Here is a 20,505-nt window from a genome sequence, read left to right as displayed (position 1 = left end):
CTTTACCCTAGCTAAGTTTCGATGATTTCGCCGGTGGTCATGTTGATGGCGGGCGCGGCCGGAGCCTCCATGTCTGAGGCCGCGAAGTGGCTGACGATCGCTCCCGCCAGCGCCGGGCCGATCCCCTTGGCCATGGCGAGCTCCTCGGCCGAAGCAGCCTTGACGCCCTTGACGGATCCAAAGTGCGCCAGGAGGGCCTTGCGTTTGGCTGCGCCGAGCCCGGGCACGCTGTCCAGCGCGGACACGGTCATGGCCTTGCCCCGCTTCTGCCGGTGGAACGAGATGGCGAACCGGTGGGCTTCGTCGCGGATGCGCTGGAGGAGGTAGAGCCCCTGGGAGGACCGGGGCAGGATGACCGGGAAGTCGCTGTCCGGCAGCCATACTTCTTCCAGCCGTTTGGCCAGTCCCACCACGTAGACGTCGTCGATGCCCAGGTCAGCCAGGGCCCGGGCGGCAGCGTTCACCTGCGGCTTGCCGCCATCCACCACCACCAGGTTGGGCGGGTAGGCGAACTTTGCCTTGGGGGCGGGAGTGGTGGTGTCCAGCGCGGCACCGGTCGCCCCGGGTGACGCCTCCCCGGCTTCAGCAGCCGACCCGTCCACCTGGGCGGTCTTGTCCTGCAGGTAGTGCCGGAACCGGCGCGTCAGGACGTCCCGCATGGCGGCGGTGTCATCAGCGGCGGCAGCCCCTGAGATGGAGAATTTGCGGTAGTCCGCCTTTTTGGGGAGCCCGTCCTCCACCACCACCATGGACGCCACCACGTTGGTTCCCTGCACATGCGAGACGTCGAAGCACTCGATCCGGAGGAGGGCCACCGGCAGGTCCAGGGCCTCCTGGAGCTCCTGCAGCGCCTGCGACCTGACCGTGAGGTCGCCCGCACGGCGCGTCTTGTGCAGCTTCAGGGCATGTTCGGCGTTTTCCCGGACAGTCCCCATCAACGTTGCCTTGTCGCCACGGCGGGGCACCCGGATGTCCACTTTCGCACCGCGCAGCCCGCCGAGCCAGCGGGCCAGTTCTTCGGCGTTGCTTGGTTCTACGGGGACCAGGACCTCGCGGGGGAGCCGGCCCTCCGTGCCGCCGTCTTCGCCGTAGACCTGCTGGAGCAGGTGCTCCACCAGGTCCGGTGTGCTGGAGTCCTCAACCTTTTCCACCACCCAGCCGCGCTGGCCGCGGACCCGGCCGCCACGGACATGGAACACCTGCACGGCAGCCTCAAGCTCGTCCTCGTGCAGGGCAAAGATGTCCGCGTCCGTATCCTCGGCGAGCACCACGGCGTTGCGTTCGAACACCTTCCGCATGGCGGTGATGTCGTCACGGATCCGCGCGGCGCTTTCATAGTCAAGCCTCGCCACCGCCTCGCCCATCTGTTTTTCCAGCTTGGCAATGAACCTCTTTGCCTCGCCGCCCATGAAGGCGCAAAAGTCGTCGGCCAGGGCCCGGTGGTCCTCCGGCGAAATGCGTCCCACGCACGGCGCCGAGCACTTGTCGATGTAACCCAGCAGACAGGGGCGGCCACTGGCCTCGGCCCGCTTGAAGACACCGGCGCTGCAGCTCCGGACCGGGAAGACCCGTAGGAGCGTGTCCATGGTTTCCCGGATCGCCCCGGCAGTGTAGGGACCGAAGTACCGCGTCCCCTTGCGGCGGTCGCCGCGCATCACCTGGACGCGGGGGTACTTCTCGCCCATGGTCACGGCGAGATAGGGGTACGTTTTGTCGTCCCGGAACACCACATTGAAGCGTGGCTTGAATTCCTTGATCCAGGTGTATTCCAGCTGCAGCGATTCGAGCTCGCTGCCCACCACGGTCCACTCCACGCTGCTGGCGGCATGCACCATGGCGTGGGTCTTGGGCATCAGGCCTGCGGGGTTGGCGAAGTAGGAGTTCAGCCGCGACCGGAGGCTCTTGGCCTTACCCACGTAAATGACGCGGCCGTGCGGGTCCCGGAACCGATACACCCCCGGGTTGGTGGGAATTTCACCGGTCCGGGGACGGTAACTTGCTGGATTTGCCACTTATCCATTCTACTGAGCCGGCCAGCGGCGCCCGGCCGGCGTTCGCAGTTGGCCTACTCCGCGGTCTTGCTCTGGTTGTAGCTGGTGGACCGTTCCTGGCCGCTGAGGGCAGCGATGGCATCCATGATCCGGTCCGTTACTTCGCGGCGTGCCGGCAGCGAATGGTCCGGGCCGGTCTTGTCGAAGTAGAGCGGCTCTCCCACCTTCATGGTGAAGTGCTGCGGGCGGACGCCTTTCTCGCCCGCGCGCTGGAGTTTTTCGGTACCGATCAGTCCGACCGGAACCACTGGGGCGCCGGTGGTCAGCGCCAGCCAGCCAACGCCGGTCCGGCCGCGGTAGAGGATGCCGTCCCGGGAGCGGGTCCCTTCCGGATAGATTCCGATGCCCTTTCCCGCCTCCAGGATGTCCAGGAGTGTCTTCAGGGCCTGCACGCTGGCGGCCTGCTCCCCACGCTCCACCGGGATGGAACCGACGGACTCAAAGAACGCTTTCATGGCCCTGCCTTTGAGTCCCCCGGTGGTGAAGTACTCGGCCTTGGCAAAGAAGGCAACAGGCCGGGGCATCAGGGCCTGGACTATCACGCTGTCGAAGAAGGAAAGGTGGTTCGGCGCAACGATGAAGGGGCCTTGCGTTGGGACGTTTTCAAGTCCCACAACGGTGGGCCGGCAGGTGCCGGCAATCAGGTTTCGAGTGCTCCAGCGGACGGCATCAAACATTTCCATCGTTGGTCACCTCGCTCATGGCCGCGGTGTGGATGGCGTGAAGCCGGCCAACGGCTTCCAGGAGGGCTGCGGGGGTATCGACGACGGCGACAGCGCCGGCCGCCTCCAGCTCACCTTCGGGCGCAAATCCCCAGGCGACGCCAATGCAGTCGAGTCCATTCGCGACCGCGCCGTCCACGTCCTGGGCACGGTCCCCCACCATGACGGCGTGCTGGGTGTCCAGGCCCCGGAGCGCGGCAGCGATGATAGCCGTCTTACCGACGGGAACGCCTTCGACGGCGGTTTCGTCGTCGGGCGCCCCATGGATGCCACGGAAGAACCCGTCAATCCCGTGCAGGGCCAGCAGCTTGCGGGCCAGGCCCTGGGGTTTCTGGGTGGCGACCGCCAGCGGCCGTCCGGCTGCGGCAAAAGACTCCAGCACATCCCTGATGCCGGGGTAAAGGCGGCTTTGCGCCATTCCGGTGGCGGCGTAGTGGCTGCGGTAGCGGCGCACGACGTCCCCCAGCCTGTCCGCCGGGACTTTGGCGACATTCAACAGCGAGTCACTGAGCTTGGGGCCGATCATGGCCTCCAGCAGTTCCGGCGCAGGTACGGGAAGTCCGGCTTCTGCCAGGGCTGCGGAGATGCCCCCTGTTATCCCACCGGCCGGGTCGACAAGAGTGCCGTCCAGGTCAAAGATCACGGGCACTGTTGTTTGAGTCACCGGGTTAGTTTCTCATGAGAGCACACAAGCCCGAAACTCGCATTCCCGTTAAGGAATATTCGAGTACCGGGCCTGCAGGCTACCCCAGGATTTCGGCGAGGAACCGGGCCGTGTGGCTGGTGGTGGACTTGGCGACCTGCTCCGGAGTCCCGGAAGCCACGATCTGGCCGCCGCCGGACCCGCCGTCCGGGCCAAGGTCCACAATCCAGTCCGCGCTCTTGATGACGTCGAGGTTGTGCTCGATGGTGATGACCGTGTTGCCTTTGTCCACCAGGCCCTGGAGCACCAGGAGGAGCTTGCGGATGTCCTCGAAGTGCAGGCCGGTAGTGGGCTCGTCCAGCACGTAGATGCTGCGGCCGTTGGAACGTTTTTGGAGCTCCGAGGCCAGCTTGACGCGCTGCGCTTCACCGCCGGAGAGCGTGGTGGCGGGCTGGCCCAGGCGCACGTAGCCGAGTCCGACGTCTACCAGCGTCCGGAGATGCCGGGCGATCGGAGTGAACGCAGCGAAAAACTCCGCTGCTTCCTCGATGGGCATGTTGAGGACATCGGCAATGGTCTTGCCCTTGTAGTGCACCTCAAGCGTCTCGCGGTTGTAGCGCGCACCGTGGCACACCTCGCACGGGACGTAGACATCCGGCAGGAAGTTCATCTCGATCTTCAGTGTTCCGTCGCCGGAACAGGCCTCGCAACGGCCGCCCTTGACATTGAACGAAAAGCGGCCGGGAAGGTAGCCCCGCACTTTGGCCTCGGTGGTCTCCGCGAATAGCTTGCGGATGTTGTCGAAGACCCCGGTGTAGGTTGCCGGGTTGGAGCGCGGCGTACGGCCGATGGGGCTCTGGTCCACGTGGACCACCTTGTCGAGGTGTTCCAGCCCCTGGACCGTCTTGTGCCGGCCGGCAACCTGCTTGGCGCCGTTGAGCTTGTTCGCCAGGACCTTATACAGGATTTCGTTGACCAGCGTGGACTTGCCGGAGCCGCTGACGCCGGTCACGGCCGTGAACAGCCCCAGCGGGAACGCGGCATCCACGTTCAGCAAATTGTTTTCCCGGGCGCCGACCACCTTGATCTCGCGCTTCTTGTCGTACTTGCGGCGCTTGGCCGGGACGTCGATTTTCTTGCGTCCGGCAAGGTAATCGCCCGTCAGCGAAGCCTTGTTTTCCAGCAGGGCCGGGTAGGAACCCGAGTGGACCACTTGGCCGCCGTGCTCCCCTGCGCCCGGTCCGATGTCCACAATCCAGTCGGCAACCTGGATGGTGTCCTCGTCATGCTCCACGACGATGAGGGTGTTGCCCATGTCCCGCAGCCGGGTGAGGGTGTCGATGAGGCGGCGGTTGTCCCGCTGGTGGAGCCCGATGGAGGGTTCGTCCAGCACATAGAGCACGCCCACCAGGCCGGATCCGATCTGGGTGGCAAGCCGGATCCGCTGGGCTTCGCCGCCGGACAGGGTGGCCGAGGGCCGCTCCAGGTTAAGGTATTCGAGTCCTACGTCCAGGAGGAAGGTGAGACGGGCCTGGATCTCCTTGAGGACCTGGTGCGCGATCTGGGCCTCGCGGCCCGTCAGTACAAGATTGTTCAGGAAGGCTGCGCAGTCCCGCATGGGAAGCGCGGCCACCTCGGCGATGGACTTGCCGTTGATCAGGACCGAGAGTGACGCCGGGTTCAGCCTGGCGCCGTTGCATGCGGGGCACGGAACCTGCCGCATGAATTCCTCGTAGCGGTCACGGGCCCAGTCCGAGTCCGTTTCGCCGTGCTTGCGGTGCACGTACTGGATGGCGCCTTCAAACCCGGTGCTGTATTTGCGTTCGCGGCCGAAGCGGTTCCGGTACTGCACCACCACTTTATGGTCCTTGCCGTGCAGGACGGTCTGGCGGACGTCCCTGCCCAGCTGTTCCCACGGGGTGTCCATGGAGAAGCCCAATTCGGAGGCCAGCCCTTCGAGGAGCCGGTTCCAGTATTCCGTGGTGGCAGTGCCGAGCGACCAGGGCGCGATGGCACCTTCGGACAGCGACAGCTCGGGGTTGGGAACGATGAGTTCCTCGTCGACTTCCAGTCGCGTTCCGATGCCGCTGCAGGCTGCGCAGGCACCGAAGGGGTTGTTGAACGAAAATGACCGGGGTTCGATCTCGTCGATCGCGAGGGGATGCTCGTTAGGACATGCCAGGTTTTCGGAGAAGGCCCTGATCTTGCCCGCGGCGTCCGCTTCCAGGTCGACGAAGTCCGCCAGTACGCGCCCTTCGGCCAGTCCCAGAGCCGTCTCAATCGAGTCCGTCAGGCGCTGCCTGATGCCTTCCTTCACCACGAGCCGGTCAACCACTACTTCGATGGTGTGCTTGAACTGCTTGCCCAGCTTGGGCGGGTCGCTGAGCTGGATGAGGTCGCCGTCCACCCGGGCGCGCGAGTAGCCCTTGGCCGTCAGTTCCTTGAACAGGTCCACGAACTCGCCCTTGCGGCCCCGGACGACGGGCGCGAGGACCTGGAAGCGGGTTCCTTCGTCCAGCTCCAGGAGCTGGTCCACAATCTGCTGGGGAGTCTGCTTGGTGACCGGCTCACCGCACTCGGGGCAGTGCGGACGCCCCACGCGGGCCCAAAGCAGGCGCATGTAGTCGTAAATTTCGGTTATGGTTCCCACCGTGGACCGGGGGTTTTTGCTGGTGGACTTCTGGTCGATGGAGACTGCCGGGGACAGGCCCTCGATGAAGTCAACGTCGGGTTTGTCCACCTGTCCCAGGAACTGGCGTGCATAAGCGGAGAGTGATTCCACGTAGCGGCGCTGGCCCTCGGCGAAGATGGTGTCGAAAGCCAGGGAGGACTTGCCGGAACCGGACAGCCCGGTGAAGACGATCATGGCGTCGCGGGGCAGGTCAAGGTCCACGTTCCGGAGGTTGTGTTCGCGTGCTCCCTTGACCACCAGCCGGGACAGGTCCGGGCGGTGCGGTACAACATCCGATCCGGCGGAAAGAACGGAAGGGGCGGCGGTTTCTTCAGCTAGGGCTTTAGGCACCCCACTATGCTAATCGAAAATTTCTTCGAACCTCCACGCAGGACAACCTCACGTCCCTACTGGCCGGCGTCGTACGCCGCGGCCAGCAGCTGGACTGCCTCCGCGAAGGTGGCGCCCTGCGCCCTGGCAGCTGCTGCATAGTCGGCGGCGGCCGCGGACAGCCCACCCAGCCGCTCGTCCCGCGGGCAGACGACGGTGCCGTTCCGGCCGCGCGTGGCCACGACCCCCGCTGCTTCCAGTTCCTTGTAGGCCCGGGCCACGGTATGCGGGGCGACCTCCAGTTCCTCCGCCAGCGCCCGCACCGCCGGCAGCCGGGTCCCGGGCGGCAGAGTGCCCCTGTCCACCAGCTGGATGAGCTGCAGGCGCAGCTGCTCAAACAGCGCCACGGTACTGGTGGGATTGGGCCGCCATGATCCCGGAAAATCCTGGGCGGCGGTCCTGGCGGCGTTCACGATCCGGCCTCCAGCGCTACCGCGCGGTCCTTCCGAGATGTGAACTGCGCGTTGTAGAGCCTGGTGTAATAGCCGTTGGCCGCGAGGAGTCCCTGGTGGGTTCCCTGCTCAACGATGCGTCCGTGGTCCATGACCAGAATTAGATCAGCGTTGCGGACCGTGGACAAACGGTGCGCGATGACCAGGCTGGTCCTGCCGTGGAGCAGCCGTTCCATCGCCTGCCTGATCAGGAGCTCGGTGCGGGAGTCGACCGAGCTTGTTGCCTCGTCCAGGACCAGGATGTCGCGCCTGGCCAGCTGGGCCCGGGCAATGCTGATCAACTGCCGCTGGCCCTCGCTCAGGGGGTCGCCGCCGTTCTCGAGCACGGTGGCATAGCCGTCCGGCAGGGAGCGCACGAAGCGGTCCACATGGCTGGCTTCGGCGGCCGCCATGATGGCCTCTTCCGGCGCCTCCGGATTCCCGTACGCGATATTGTCGCGGATGGTCCCGCCGAACAGCCACGTGTCCTGGAGGACCACGGCGAACCTGGCCCGAAGCCTGTCCCTCGCAATCGCGCCCAACTCCACCCCGCCGAGGGTGATGCGGCCGGAGTCCGGCTCACAGAAGCGCAGCAGGAGGTTCACCACCGTGGACTTGCCCGCACCGGTATGGCCCACAATTGCTACGCTCTGTCCGGGCTCTGCCGTGAAGGAGAGGTTGGCTACAGCGGGACCTGCGCCCGCATAGGCAAATGTTACGTCCTCGAACACGATGCGCCCGTCTGCCGGAACGGCTTCGTCGCCTTGGCGCTCGCCCGGATCTTCGCCGGCGTCGAGGAGGGCAAACACCCGCGCCGCGGATGCCACGCAGGACTGGATCAGGCTCAGCATGCCGCCAATCTGGCCCACAGGCTGGGTAAAGAGCCGGCTGAACTGGATGAAAGCCTGGATGCCGCCGATGGTCATGGCGCCTGCCATAACCTGGAAAGCACCCACCACGGCCACGGCTATGTAGTTCAGGTTGGACACCAGCGCCATGAGGGGCTGGACCATTCCGGCGGAGAACTGCGCCCGCGCGGCCGCCCATTCCAGCCGGTCGTTGCTGCGGGCGAAAACCCCTGCTGCCCGCCCCTGCTGCCCAAACGCCTTGATGACCTCGTGGCCGGTGATGAATTCCTCAACGTGCGAGTTGAGCTCTCCGGTTTCCTTCCACTGCCTCGCGTAGTTGGCCTGGGACCTACGCGTCACCAGGACAGTGATGAGGGTGGACACAGGCACCGTAGCCAGGGCGATAACCGCGAGGAGCGGTGAAATCCACAGCATCATCGCCAGCGAACCGCTGAGCATGAGCACGGACATAATGAGTTGGGTCAGCAGCTGGTTCAGCGCCTGGGCGATGTTGTCCACGTCGTTGGTGGCCCTGCTGAGCACATCCCCCCGGGACGTTCCCTGGAAGTACGTGGACGGGAGGCGGTGCAGCTTCTCTTCCAGGGCGCCGCGGAGTCCGTGCATGAGGCCCTGGACGGACCTGGCCGTCAGGACACCCTGGACCCAGTTGAACAGCGACGCCAGGATATACATCGACGCCACGAGGACCAGCAGCAGCCCCAGCCGCCCCTCATCGAGGCCGACCCGCAGTACACCGGCCACCACGACGTCGGTGGCGTCGCCCAGGTATTTCGGTGCTGCGACGTTCAGGCCGGAGAACACACAGGTGGCAATCACTGCCCCAACCATGTAGCGGCGGTATGGCGCCAGCAGCCCCAGGAGCCTTCCGGCGGTGGCCCAAAAGGCAGCGTCCGTGTCCGGGGTGGCAGTTTCCCTGGGTGGCCGTCGCTTCACTGCTGGCCGCCCAGCGCGAGTTGCGAGTCCGCGATCTCGCGGTATGTGGACGACATCTGCAGCAACTCCGCGTGGGTACCCTGGGCGACGATGCGCCCGTCGTCGAGCACCAGGATCCTGTCGGCGTTCCGCACTGCCGAAATACGTTCGGCCACCACCACCACGGCCGCGGCAGCAAGTGCCGCGCCGAGCGCATCCCGGAGCCTCGTGTCCGTGTCATAGTCCAACGCGGAAAAGCTGTCATCGAACAGGAACAGGGGCGCAGGGCGCAGCAGCGCACGGGCAACGCAGAGGCGCTGCCGCTGACCGCCGGAGAGATTGGTTCCGCCCTGGCCCACCGGCGTCTCCAGCCCGAGCGGCAGGTGTGCCATGAAACGCATCGTCTGGGCTGTTTCGAGGGCATGCCACAGCTCGCTGTCGGTGGCTCTGGGTGCCGCCATCCTCAGGTTGTCCGCAATGGTGCCGGTAAAGAGGTGGGCGTGCTGGGGAACGAGCGACATGGACGCCCTCAGGGCATCCAGCGGTAGTTCCCTGATGTCCGTTCCGCCCAGTTTGATCCGCCCGTGGGTGGAGTCCAGGAAACGCGGGACCAGGTTCAACAGTGTGGACTTGCCGCTGCCGGTGGAACCAACGATTGCCGTGGTGGTCCCCGGTACCGCAGCGAAACTGATGTCTGCCAGCACGGGTACCTCCGCGCCGGGATACGAAAAGCCCACGTCATGAAATTCCAGGAGACCCTCGGCTGCTGTCGGCGACATCTCGCCGTGCGGCCGGTCCCTGGCCTGCAGCGGGACGTCGCGGACTGAAGATTTTGCAGCCAGCACCGCTTCTATACGCTCGGCGCTGACTGATGCCCGCGGCGCGGACATGAGCACGTACATAGACATCATGATGGCCAGCAGGATCTGCAGGATGTAGGAAATGAAGGCCGTCAGGGCCCCGATGTTCATGTCGCCCGCCTGGATCAGGTGGCCTCCGAACCACACCACGGCAACGGAGGACAGGTTGACCACCAGCATGATGAGCGGCAGCATCCCGGCAACAAGCAGCGCGGACTGCAGGTTGTTCGCCGTGAGGCTGCTGTTGGTCCGGCCGAAACGGCGGATTTCATGGTCCTGGCGGACAAAGGCCCGAATGGCCTGTGCCCCGATGATTTGTTCCCGGAGGATCCCACCCGCCCGGTCCAGCAGCTCCTGCCCCTCGCGGTAAAGCGGGACGAGGCGGCGCACGATCCCGTACATCACCAGCATGAGGACGGGAACAATGACGATGACCACTCCGGACAGGGCCACATCCTGTTGCAGGGCCAGAACGGTTCCGCCCACCCCCATGGCTGGACCGGCCACCAGCATGGTGAAGGCGAGCACAGCGAACGCCTGGAGCTGTTGCGCATCATTGGTAGCCCGCGTGGTGAGGCTGTGGGTGCCGAAGGCAGCGATGTCCTGGCTGGAAAGTGTCTGGATCCGTGCGAAAGTCTCCGCCCGCAGGCGGTGCCCGATCCGCATGGCCACCACGGCAGCGAAGTATCCTGCCCCTATGGCTGCTGCTGCCTGCAGCGCGGCAACGGCGGCCATGACCAGGCCAAGCCGGGAGATGACAGCGGCATTTCCTGCAACGATGCCGTCATCGATGATCGCCGCATTGACCGTAGGCAGCATCAGGTTCGCCGCCGCCTGCACGAGCTGCAGCAGCACGATGGAGGCCACTGGGAGCTTCTGGCCCTCGAGCATCCGCCCCATCAACCCGATCAGCAAGGTGCCTCCACTTGGGTGCGGGGGTCCCGGGGGTGGCCAGGTCGGGCGGTGACACCCTGGCACGGCCGGACCGCTATTGTTGGCCGGATCACGTCTTGCCAGCCGTCACACCACATTACTGCGGCTGTCAAGATCATCCAACGAATGGATCGAACCCATTTTCCGGCCGACGGCAAAGACGCGCCGGAACGGAAACACCGTGCCGTGCCGGGTCGCAGGATACGCGGACCTCAGGGCGGCTGAGTACTCGTCCTCGAACCGGGCCGATTCCTCGGCGGACAGTGCTGCGAGGACAGGGCGAAGCGCAGTTCCCCGCACCCACTGCAGCACTGGATCCGGTCCTGGCAGAACCTGCTGGTAGGTGGTCTCCCAGGCCTCGGCTTCGAACCCCGCGTCAAGGAGGATGCCAAGATAGTCCGCGGCGTTGCCCGCAGAATCCCCTCCCCTCAGCACGCCGTCAAGCCGTGGAGCCCATCCGGCCGACGCCGCCAGTTCACGCATCAGCACGTGGGACGGGGCGTCGAAATTGCCGGGCACCTGGAGTGCGAACCACGATCCGGGAGCCAATTGGGACAGCCAGCGCCGCATCAGGTCCTGGTGACCGGGCACCCACTGCAGCGCAGCGTTGCTGACCACCACGTCCGTTCCGGGCGCGGGCTCCCAAGCGGCAATGTCCCGCAGTTCGAAACGCATTGATGGAAACTGCCTGGACAGCGGCGCTGCACGGTCCAGCATGTCTGCCGACGAGTCCACGCCGACGACGTCCGCCTCCGGCCAGCGTTCCGCCAGCGAGGACGTCAGGTTGCCCGGCCCGCAGCCCAGGTCGACCACCAGCCCTGGCCGCGCGGCCCCGATCCTGGCCGTGAGGTCGAAGAACGGCCGGTCACGGTGCCCGCCGAACTGGACATACTTGGCTGGATCCCATTTCACGGCTGTCTCCACGGTGAGTCGATGCGTCGGCTACCGCGTAGCCTAGCGCGGTCCCGAAAGGATCCGGGGCTGCGGCAGGGCACTAAGCTGGAAACCAATGAAACTCGTTGACCAGCTGCCCCGACCGTCTGCCCCAAACCCGACGGCTGCCGTCGACCCCGACCTGCTGTATACAGGGTTCGTTGAATGGACTGAAAGCCGCGGTATTACGCTCTATCCGGCGCAGGACGAAGCCATTATGGAGCTGGCGACCGGGGCGAACGTCATCCTGGCAACCCCCACGGGATCGGGGAAGTCGCTGGTGGCCACCGCGGCCCACTTCCAGGCCATGGCGCGCGGTGAGCGGAGTTACTATACCGCGCCCATCAAGGCCCTGGTCTCGGAGAAGTTCTTCGCCCTCTGCGAGACCTTCGGGGCAGAAAATGTCGGCATGATCACGGGCGATTCCGGCGTCAACCAGGACGCGCCGATCATCTGCTGCACGGCCGAAATCCTGGCCAATACCGCCCTGAGGGAAGGCGCAGCCGCCAGCCTTGGCACGGTCATCATGGACGAGTTCCACTTCTACTCCGACCCCCAGCGGGGCTGGGCGTGGCAGGTACCGCTCCTGGAACTGCCGCAGGCCCAGTTTCTGCTGATGTCCGCCACCTTGGGCGATGTGAGCCGATTCGAGGAGGGCCTCACGTCGCTGACCGGCCGCGCCACCACCACGGTGAGCTCCGCCGAACGCCCTATTCCGCTGCATTACTACTACCACGAGACCCCCGTCCACGAGACGCTCGAGGAACTGCTCTCCACCCGGCAGGTTCCGGTATATGTGGTGCACTTCAGCCAGGTCGAAGCGATCGACCGCGCTCAAAACCTGATGAGCATCAACGTGTGCACGCGGGAGGAAAAGGACCGGATCGCTGAACTGATCGCGGGCTTCCGGTTCGCCGCAGGTTTCGGCAAAACGCTCAACCGGCTGGTCCGCCACGGTATCGGCGTCCACCATGCCGGGATGCTGCCCAAGTACCGCCGGCTGGTGGAACAGCTCGCGCAGGCAGGGCTGCTGAAGGTCATCTGCGGCACGGACACGCTGGGCGTGGGGATTAACGTGCCCATCCGCACCGTCCTCCTCACAGCACTGAGCAAGTACGACGGCGTACGCACCCGGCTGCTCAACTCCCGTGAGTTCCACCAGATTGCGGGCCGGGCCGGCCGGGCGGGCTACGACACCGCCGGGACCGTGGTGGTCCAGGCGCCGGAGCACGTCACCGAGAACGTCCGGGCCATGGCCAAGGCAGTGGCCAAGTTCGGCGACGACCAGAAGAAGCTGCGCCAAGTGGTGAAAAAGAAACCGCCGGAAGGATTCGTTTCCTGGGGCGAGCCCACGTTCAAGCGGCTGGTGGAGTCGGTTCCGGACCCGTTGGCGTCCAGCTTCACGGTAACCCACGCCATGCTGATGAACCTGATGGAACGCCCGGGCGACCCCTTCGCCGCCGCACGGCGGCTCCTCACCGAAAACCACGAAAACCGGCCATCCCAGCTCCGCCTGATGAAGAAGGCCCTCGGCATCTACCGCGAACTGCTGGCCGCCGAGGTGGTGGAGCGGATCCCGGCGAATGAGCAGGGCCCGGACGGGCGCACCGTCCGGTTGACCGTCCACCTGCAGCCGAACTTCGCCCTGAACCAGCCGCTCTCGCCGTTTGCCCTGGCCGCGCTTGAGCTCCTGGACCCGGAGTCGCCGTCGTACGCCCTGGACGTGGTGTCCGTGATCGAGGCGACCCTGGAGAAACCCCGCCAGATCCTCTCCGCCCAGCAGAAGAAGGCCCGCGGCGAGGCGGTGGCGGCCATGAAGGCGGACGGCATCGAGTACGACCAGCGGATGGCCATGCTGGACGAGGTGACCTACCCGCAGCCCCTGGCGGAGCTGCTGGGCGAGGCGTTCGAGGTGTACCGGAAGGCCGCCCCCTGGGTGGGCGACTTCGAACTGGCGCCCAAGTCAGTGGTCCGTGACATGTACGAACGCGCCATGAACTTCGGCGAGTTCGTCCAGTTCTACGGACTGGCGCGCTCCGAGGGCATCGTGCTGCGGTACCTGGCGGATGCGTTCCGGGCGCTCCGGCAGACGGTCCCCCAGGACATGCTGCGCGAAGATCTGGAGGATCTCACGGCCTGGTTGGGTGAATTGGTACGGCAGGTGGATTCGAGCCTCCTGGACGAGTGGGAGGAACTGGCGTCCGGAGCGGCACCCACGCCGCACGATGCGCCGCCGCCTCCGCCGCCGTCGCTCACCTCAAACATCCGGGCGTTCCGGGTGATGGTGCGCAACGAGATGTTCCGCCGCGTGGAACTGTTCGCGGATGAGGACGCCTCAGCCCTGGGCGAGCTGGACGGCGCCGCCGGATGGGACGCCGAGCGCTGGGAGGACGCGCTGGACGCCTACTTCGACGACCACGACGACATCGGCACCGGACCGGCCGCGCGCGGGCCCGGCCTGCTGATCATCACCGAAGAACCGGGCATCTGGAAGGTGCGGCAGATCTTCGACGACCCCGCCGGTGACCACGACTGGGGAATTTCCGCGGAGGTGGACCTCGCGGCCTCCGACGAGACGGGCACCGCAGTGGTGAGGGTGACGGACGTCAACCGCCTCTGAGCGCCTCCGCGTTGGTAAGCTCGGGGAATGAGTGCCATCCGCCCCGCAACGCCCCACGATGTCCCCGCCATCCTCCGCATGATCCACGAGCTGGCGCGTTATGAGAAGGAGCCGGACGCCGTCCGCAACACACCTGAAATGCTGCACAGGGTGCTCTTCGGCGAGAACCCGCGCGTCTTCGCCACCATGGCGGAAAACGCTGCGGGCGAAGTGCAGGGCTTCGCGCTCTGGTTCCTGAATTACTCCACCTGGGAGGGCACGCACGGGATCTACTTGGAGGACCTCTACGTTAGCCCGGAAGCACGCGGCGAAGGCCACGGCAAGGCGCTGCTGCAGCACCTTGCCGTCACCGCCGTCGAGAACGGCTACGCCCGGGTGGAATGGAGCGTGCTGGACTGGAACGAGCCGTCCATCAACTTCTACCGCAGCCTCGGCGCGCGGCCCATGGACGGGTGGTCCACCTTCCGGCTGACCGGGGACGCGCTGTCACAGTTCGGCAGCCCCGTCGGCGCCGGCTCGCATGGCTGAGAACGGACACCGGGTCCGGGCCTGCCACGCCTTCCGCGGCATGCGGACCGTGGAGCACGAGTTCCAGGCGCCCCTGGACCATTTCGCAACTGACCCGGCCGGCGGCGAAACCATTACGGTCTTCGCCCGCGAATACGTGTCTGCTGAGCACAGCCCCGCGGAAGCCGAGCGGCTGCCGTGGCTGCTTTACCTGCAGGGCGGCCCCGGCGGGCGCGGAAACCGCTGGGGTTCGCTGGGCGGCTGGGCGAAGGCCGCTGCCCGGGAGTTTCGCATCCTGATGCTGGACCAGCGCGGAACCGGCCTGTCCACTCCTGCCGACCGGCACACGCTGCCGCTGCGCGGTGCGGACCAAGAGCAGGCGGCCTACCTGGAACATTTCCGCGCCGATTCGATCGTGGCGGACGCCGAACTTATCCGGCGGGCGCTCGGGTCCGGCCCGTGGACCGTTTACGGCCAAAGCTATGGCGGCTTCTGTGCTTTGACGTACCTTTCCTTTGCTCCGGAGGGGCTGAAAGAGGCACTGGTCACCGGTGGCCTGCCGCCGCTTACCGGACCGGCCGACGACGTCTACCGGGCAACGTTCCAGCGCGTCGCCGCCCGCAACGCCGAGTATTTCAGTTGGTACCCGGAAGACCGGACGACCGTCGAGCGCATTGCCCGGCACCTGCGCGGCACCCTCGAAGTGCTGCCCGACGGCAGCCCCCTCACCGTAGAGCGGTTCCAGATGGTCGGCGCGCTGCTGGGCGGCAACACGAGGGTGGACAGCCTGCACAGCCTCCTGGAGGACGCCTTCACTGATTCGGTGACCGGGCCACGGCTTTCGGACGCGTTCCTTGACCAGGTCCAGGGCCTGGTGTCGCGCCGGTCCAACCCGCTGTATGCGCTCATGCACGAATCCATCTACGCCCAGGGCCAGGCCACCGACTGGGCGGCGTGGCGGGTCCTGGAAGAATTCCCGGAGTTCCGGCCGGAAGCCGAACCACTCCTCCTCACCGGTGAAATGGTCTACCCGTGGTACTTCCGCCAGGATCCGGCGCTGGCACCGCTAGCCGGCGTGGCCCAACTGCTGGCGGCGAAGCAGGACTGGATGAACCTGTACGACCTGGACCGGCTGGCGGCCAACACCGTGCCGGCAGCCGCTGCCGTCTACGCCGACGATATCTATGTGGACCGGAAGCTGTCGCTGGAGACAGCGGCGAGGATCAAGGGTCTTCAGGTCTGGGAAACCGGGGACTTCCACCACGACGGCATCGCCGACGACGGCGAAGCCATCTTTGCCAGGCTGCTCGGAATGGCCCGCTCAGCCGGCAGCTGACGCCGGGGCGGGGCCGCGGCGGCCCGTGAGCACGATGGCGCCCAGCACCACCGCGGCCAGCGCGGCTGCGCCGGCGTTCAGCCCGGGGTAGCCGACCCAGCTCAGGATCAGGCCGGACATCCCGGCACCGACAGCACCGGCGCCGCTCATCAGCGTATCCGAGACACCCTGGGCCAGTACCCGGTCGCCCGGAGCGACGCTTTCCGCGAGGAGGGTCGAACCGGCAATGGTCGCCGCGGACCAGCCGAGGCCCAGCAGCACCAGCCCCACGGTAACCAGCTCTGGATGGCCCGCTCCGAGCCCGGCCGTCAGGGCGGCCGCCAGGATCAGTCCGTGACCCAGCACGAGGGTCGGGAGCCGCCCGGCCCTGTCCGTGAGCCACCCCATCACCGGGGACAGGGCGTACATTCCGGCGATGTGCAGCGAGATGGTGAACCCGATCAGGACGAAGACGTCAGTGCTGGCCGCATGCGCGTGGCCGGCGCCTGGGTGGAGGGGGCCTTCGGTCAGCAGCTGGAGGTGCAGGGGCGTCATGGACATGACGGCGGCCATGGCGGCGTGCGCCGTCACCACGGCCAGCATCGCCAGCCTGGCAGACGGTGAGGACCGGACTGCGGCGAGGCCGCGTTTCAGCACGCCCCGCTGCCGGCCGGGCGGGCGCGCGGCTTCCCCGCGAAGCGCGAGGGCGTGCAGCAACGGATCCGGCCGCAGGCCCACGAGCAGGAGGAGTGCTGCGAGGCCCAGCCCTGCTGCGGAGAAAATGAACGGCCCGGCGATGCCCGGCAGGCCCAGCGCCTCCCCCACGACGGCGCCCGGGCGGATCAGGTTGGGACCCGCCACGGCGCCCGCCGTGACGGCCCAGACGACGACGGCGAGTGAGCGGCCGCGCTTTTCCGGTTCCGCGAGATCCACGGCGGCGAAGCGGGCCTGCAGGTTGGCGGCGGTGCCCAGCCCCAGCAGGGCCGCTCCGGCGAGCAGCAGGATGAAGAGTCCCGTCACGGTGGCTGCGACGACCAGGATAGCTCCGGCCATCCCGGACAGCACGCCGGTGGCGAGGCCGGCCCGCCTGCCGCGCCGTTCTGCCAGCCCGGCCAGCGGCATGGCGGCCACCGCCGTAGCGAGTGTCATCACGGTGGTGACAGCTCCGGCCCAGGCGTTGGACCCCGAGAGCTGGACGGCCAGGAGGGAGCCCACGGAGAGGCTTGCCCCGTTTCCGATTCCGCTGAGCAGTTGGGCGGCGCTGAGGATTAGAACGGTACGGCGCTGGACCCTGCGGGGGTCCAGCGCCGTAGCGGTATTCGTGTTCACGCTCCGAGCATAGCCAACCGGCTAGTCAACGTCGCTGTGGCTCTTCCGTACGTCTTCCTCGAGCCGCGGGTCCATGTGGGCGCTTGCGGCCTTGGAGCTGACCAGGCTGGCGATGACGGCAATGAGGATGGTGCCGACGATGACTGCCAGCGAGACGAAGGTGGGAATCTCCGGGGCCCATTCAATGTGCCGGCCGCCGTTGATGAACGGCAGTTCATTGACGTGCATGGCGTGCAGGACCAGCTTCACGCCGATGAACGCCAGGATGAAGGACAGGGCGTGCTTCAGGTAGACCAGGCGGTTCATCAGGCCGCCCAGCAGGAAGTACAGCTGGCGCAGACCCATGAGGGCGAACAGGTTCGCCGTGAAGACGATGAACGGGCTCTGGGTGAGGCCGAAGATGGCCGGGATGGAGTCCACGGCAAAGAGCAGGTCCGTGAGGCCGATGGTGATGAAGACGATGAGCATCGGCGTGAAGACCCGCTTGCCGTCCACGGTGGTGCGCAGCTTGTTGCCGTCGAACTTCTCGGACATCGGGATCACCTTGCGGATGGCGGCGATCATGGGGTTCTCACGGTCCTCTTCGTCCTCACCTTCATCCTGGGCCTGCTTCCAGGCGGTCCAAAGGAGGAAGGCACCGAAGATGTAGAACACCCAGCTGAACTGCTCGATCACGATGGCGCCGAGCATGATGAAGATGCCGCGCAGGATGAGGGCGATGATGATGCCCACCATCAACACTTCCTGCTGGTACTTCCGGGGCACCGAGAAGCGGGCCATGATGATGATGAAGACGAACAGGTTGTCGATGCTGAGACTGTATTCGGTGACCCAGCCGGCCACGAACTGGCCGCCGTATTCGGGGCCGGTGAAAAAGAACATCGCTCCGGCGAACACCAGGGCGAGGGTGACGTAAAACGCCACCCACAAGCCGGCTTCCTTCATGGAAGGTTCGTGCGGGCGGCGGACCACCAGGAGAAGGTCAATCAGGAGGATCAGTCCGAGGACGGCAAACGAGCCGACCTCGAACCACACGGGCAATTCGAGCACAAGGCAGCCTTTCGCAGGGTACAGAGAAGCGGTGTAAGTCTCTCCGGCCTGCCGGTGCACTTGGTGCTGAGTTGGCGGCCCGCTACGCCCGGCGGGGCAACCATGCCCTGCGTGTTGACGATCGTAGCGCTCGGGATACTCCCCTACGTGGCCTTAACTGTACCTTAGGCGTGTCCGGCCGCCTGCATCTGCCGCAGTTCCTTCTTCAGTTCACTGACCTCGTCCCGGATCCTGGCGGCCACTTCGAACTGCAGCTCCGCTGCCGCACCGTGCATCTGCTCGGTGAGCTGTTCGATCAGGCCCACCAGATCCTCGGCAGGTGCAGCCGCCAGCCCGTCGGAACGGACCTTGGCGGCGCCCTTGGCTGCGGACTTGGCCCGTTTGGCCCCCTTGGCCAACCGGTTGTTGTTCAGCAGCTCCTGGGTGTCGGCGTCTTCCTTGGCCAGCTGGTCCGTGATGTCGGCGATCTTCTTCCGCAGGGGCTGCGGATCGATGCCGTGCTCGGTGTTGTATGCCACCTGGATGGCACGGCGCCGGTTGGTCTCGTCGATGGCATGCGCCATGGAATCCGTGATCCGGTCCGCGTACATGTGCACCTGACCGGAGACATTTCGGGCGGCACGGCCAATGGTCTGGATCAGCGAAGTGGAGGACCTCAGGAAGCCTTCCTTGTCCGCGTCAAGGATGCTGACGAGGGAGACTTCCGGCAAGTCCAGGCCTTCGCGGAGCAGGTTGATGCCCACGAGGACGTCGAAGGTACCCATCCGCAGCTCGCGTAGCAGCTCCACGCGGCGCAGCGTGTCAACGTCCGAGTGCAGGTACTCCACCTTGACGCCGTGCCCCAGGAGGTAGTTGGTGAGGTCCTCGGCCATCCTCTTGGTCAGCGTGGTGACCAAGACGCGCTCGTCCCTCTCGGTCCGTTCCTTGATCTCGCCCAGGAGGTCGTCGATCTGCCCCTTGGTGGGCTTGACCACCACTTCCGGGTCGATGAGCCCGGTGGGCCGGATGATCTGCTGCACGAATCCGTCCGCCTTGCCGAGTTCGTACTTGCCGGGCGTGGCGGACAGGTAGACGGTCTGGCCCACGCGCTCCAGGAATTCATCCCATTTCAGCGGGCGGTTGTCCATGGCCGACGGCAGGCGGAAGCCGAAGTCCACGAGGTTGCGCTTGCGGGACATGTCGCCTTCGTACATGGCGCCGATTTGCGGGACGGTGACGTGGGATTCGTCAATGACCAGCAGGAAATCGTCCGGGAAGTAATCCAGGAGGCAGTGCGGCGCGGAGCCCGGCTCGCGGCCGTCAATGTGCACCGAGTAGTTCTCGATGCCGTTGCAGAAGCCCATCTGCTGCATCATTTCGAGGTCGTACGTGGTGCGCATCCGGAGCCGCTGGGCCTCGACGAGCTTGTTTTGGCTTTCGAGCACCTTGAGCCGGTCCGCCAGTTCGTCTTCGATCCGCTTGATGGCCCTGGCCATGCGTTCAGGACCGGCGACGTAGTGCGACGCTGGGAAAACGTACATTTCTTCTTCGTCCCGGATCACCTGACCGGTCACGGGGTGGAGCGTCTGGATGTTTTCGATCTCGTCGCCGAAGAACTCGATCCGGATGGCCAGTTCCTCATACATGGGGATGATCTCCACCGTGTCGCCCCGCACGCGGAAGGTGCCGCGGTGGAAGTCGATGTCATTGCGGGCATACTGCATCGCGACGAACTTCCGGAGGAGATGGTCGCGGTTCATCTCGTCGCCCTTACGGAGCGTCACCATCCCGGCGATGTACTCCTCGGGCGTCCCCAGTCCGTAGATGCAGGACACGGTGGCCACCACCACCACATCGCGGCGGGTGAGCAGCGCGTTGGTGGCAGAGTGCCGGAGCCGCTCCACTTCCTCGTTGATGGAGGAGTCTTTCTCGATGAAGGTATCGGTCTGCGCCACGTACGCTTCGGGCTGGTAGTAGTCGTAGTAGGAGACGAAATACTCCACCGCGTTGTTGGGCAGGAGTTCCCGGAACTCGTTGGCGAGCTGTGCGGCGAGGGTCTTGTTCTGCACCATGACCAGGGTGGGCCGCTGTACCTGTTCGATCAGCCAGGCCGTGGTGGCGCTCTTGCCGGTTCCGGTGGCGCCCAGCAGCACCACGTCCTTCTCGCCGTTCCTGATGCGTTCGGTGAGTTCGGCGATGGCGGCGGGCTGGTCACCGGCCGGCTTGAACTCGCTGATGACCTCGAAGGGCGCTACAACACGGTTGATATCCTGCGCAAGGCTCATGAATC

General features: G+C 65.9%; 14 protein-coding genes. 3 read left to right on the top strand and 11 right to left on the bottom strand.

What is annotated here, in order from left to right; genetic code table 11:
* Nucleotides 1–11: 11 nt before the first annotated feature.
* The 8 genes from uvrC to ACIQC0_RS07305 form a co-directional block, all read right to left on the bottom strand.
* A complete protein-coding gene (uvrC, locus tag ACIQC0_RS07340) occupies nucleotides 12–2,012 on the bottom strand; it encodes an excinuclease ABC subunit UvrC (RefSeq protein ID WP_400533774.1) in 2,001 nt (666 codons plus the stop codon).
* 53 nt (nucleotides 2,013–2,065) lie between these two features.
* Entirely contained in the window at nucleotides 2,066–2,734 is a 669-nt protein-coding gene (locus ACIQC0_RS07335; protein WP_377215799.1) for a lysophospholipid acyltransferase family protein, read from the bottom strand.
* Complete coding sequence (locus tag ACIQC0_RS07330) at nucleotides 2,721–3,437, bottom strand: HAD hydrolase-like protein (protein ID WP_377215798.1); 717 nt, start codon at nucleotides 3,435–3,437, stop codon at nucleotides 2,721–2,723. Before ACIQC0_RS07330 ends, ACIQC0_RS07335 begins: the two co-directional genes overlap by 14 nt.
* Nucleotides 3,438–3,516: 79 nt before the next feature.
* Nucleotides 3,517–6,438 carry an excinuclease ABC subunit UvrA gene (gene uvrA / locus ACIQC0_RS07325; protein WP_400533769.1) on the bottom strand — a complete coding sequence of 974 codons (2,922 nt, stop codon included), beginning with the start codon at nucleotides 6,436–6,438 and terminating at the stop codon, nucleotides 3,517–3,519.
* Between the two features lie 56 nt (nucleotides 6,439–6,494).
* A complete protein-coding gene (locus ACIQC0_RS07320; protein ID WP_400533766.1) occupies nucleotides 6,495–6,890 on the bottom strand; it encodes a GntR family transcriptional regulator in 396 nt (131 codons plus the stop codon).
* Entirely contained in the window at nucleotides 6,887–8,605 is a 1,719-nt protein-coding gene (locus ACIQC0_RS07315; RefSeq protein ID WP_400533925.1) for an ABC transporter ATP-binding protein, read from the bottom strand. Before ACIQC0_RS07315 ends, ACIQC0_RS07320 begins: the two co-directional genes overlap by 4 nt.
* 101 nt (nucleotides 8,606–8,706) lie before the next feature.
* Entirely contained in the window at nucleotides 8,707–10,464 is a 1,758-nt protein-coding gene (locus ACIQC0_RS07310; RefSeq protein ID WP_400533764.1) for an ABC transporter ATP-binding protein, read from the bottom strand.
* A gap of 105 nt (nucleotides 10,465–10,569) precedes the next feature.
* On the bottom strand, nucleotides 10,570–11,394 hold the full coding sequence (locus ACIQC0_RS07305; protein WP_400533761.1) for a trans-aconitate 2-methyltransferase: 825 nt from the start codon (nucleotides 11,392–11,394) through the stop codon (nucleotides 10,570–10,572).
* A gap of 97 nt (nucleotides 11,395–11,491) precedes the next feature.
* Here ACIQC0_RS07305 and ACIQC0_RS07300 point away from each other — a divergent pair, with 97 nt between their 5' ends.
* Genes ACIQC0_RS07300 through ACIQC0_RS07290 form a run of 3 tightly spaced genes read left to right on the top strand, consistent with a single transcriptional unit; the run spans nucleotide 11,492 to nucleotide 15,878 of the window.
* Nucleotides 11,492–14,035 (top strand): DEAD/DEAH box helicase, encoded by a 2,544-nt coding sequence (locus ACIQC0_RS07300; protein WP_400533758.1) that lies wholly within the window; start codon nucleotides 11,492–11,494, stop codon nucleotides 14,033–14,035.
* Between the two features lie 27 nt (nucleotides 14,036–14,062).
* Nucleotides 14,063–14,563: a GNAT family N-acetyltransferase gene (locus ACIQC0_RS07295; protein WP_377215792.1), complete on the top strand. Its 501-nt coding sequence runs from the start codon at nucleotides 14,063–14,065 to the stop codon at nucleotides 14,561–14,563.
* Entirely contained in the window at nucleotides 14,556–15,878 is a 1,323-nt protein-coding gene (locus ACIQC0_RS07290) for an alpha/beta fold hydrolase (RefSeq protein WP_400533754.1), read from the top strand. The genes ACIQC0_RS07295 and ACIQC0_RS07290 overlap by 8 nt, the downstream gene beginning before the upstream one ends.
* On the opposite strand, the gene ACIQC0_RS07285 is transcribed toward ACIQC0_RS07290, so the two are convergent.
* The 3 genes from ACIQC0_RS07285 to uvrB form a co-directional block, all read right to left on the bottom strand.
* Nucleotides 15,864–17,186: an MFS transporter gene (locus ACIQC0_RS07285; RefSeq protein ID WP_400533751.1), complete on the bottom strand. Its 1,323-nt coding sequence runs from the start codon at nucleotides 17,184–17,186 to the stop codon at nucleotides 15,864–15,866. The genes ACIQC0_RS07290 and ACIQC0_RS07285 overlap by 15 nt on opposite strands.
* Nucleotides 17,187–17,207: 21 nt before the next feature.
* Nucleotides 17,208–18,236, bottom strand: a complete 1,029-nt coding sequence (locus ACIQC0_RS07280) for a TerC family protein (RefSeq protein WP_400533748.1) — start codon at nucleotides 18,234–18,236, stop codon at nucleotides 17,208–17,210.
* A gap of 164 nt (nucleotides 18,237–18,400) precedes the next feature.
* On the bottom strand, nucleotides 18,401–20,500 hold the full coding sequence (gene uvrB / locus ACIQC0_RS07275; RefSeq protein WP_377215788.1) for an excinuclease ABC subunit UvrB: 2,100 nt from the start codon (nucleotides 20,498–20,500) through the stop codon (nucleotides 18,401–18,403).
* Nucleotides 20,501–20,505 lie beyond the last annotated feature (5 nt).

Origin of the sequence: Pseudarthrobacter sp. NPDC092419, from assembly GCF_044755045.1 — a bacterium.
Taxonomy (GTDB): Bacteria; Actinomycetota; Actinomycetes; order Actinomycetales; family Micrococcaceae; genus Arthrobacter.
Note: the sequence above shows the minus strand (reverse complement) of the source record. Positions and strands in the feature narration are given on the sequence as shown.

Coding starts and splice junctions, on each gene's coding strand:
- ACIQC0_RS07315 (WP_400533925.1), bottom strand. CDS start 8,605: ATGGTTGGGGCAGTGATTGCCACCTGTGTGTTCTCCGGCCTGAACGTC.
- uvrB (WP_377215788.1), bottom strand. CDS start 20,500: ATGAGCCTTGCGCAGGATATCAACCGTGTTGTAGCGCCCTTCGAGGTC.
- ACIQC0_RS07290 (WP_400533754.1), top strand. CDS start 14,556: ATGGCTGAGAACGGACACCGGGTCCGGGCCTGCCACGCCTTCCGCGGC.
- ACIQC0_RS07300 (WP_400533758.1), top strand. CDS start 11,492: ATGAAACTCGTTGACCAGCTGCCCCGACCGTCTGCCCCAAACCCGACG.
- ACIQC0_RS07335 (WP_377215799.1), bottom strand. CDS start 2,734: ATGGAAATGTTTGATGCCGTCCGCTGGAGCACTCGAAACCTGATTGCC.
- ACIQC0_RS07295 (WP_377215792.1), top strand. CDS start 14,063: ATGAGTGCCATCCGCCCCGCAACGCCCCACGATGTCCCCGCCATCCTC.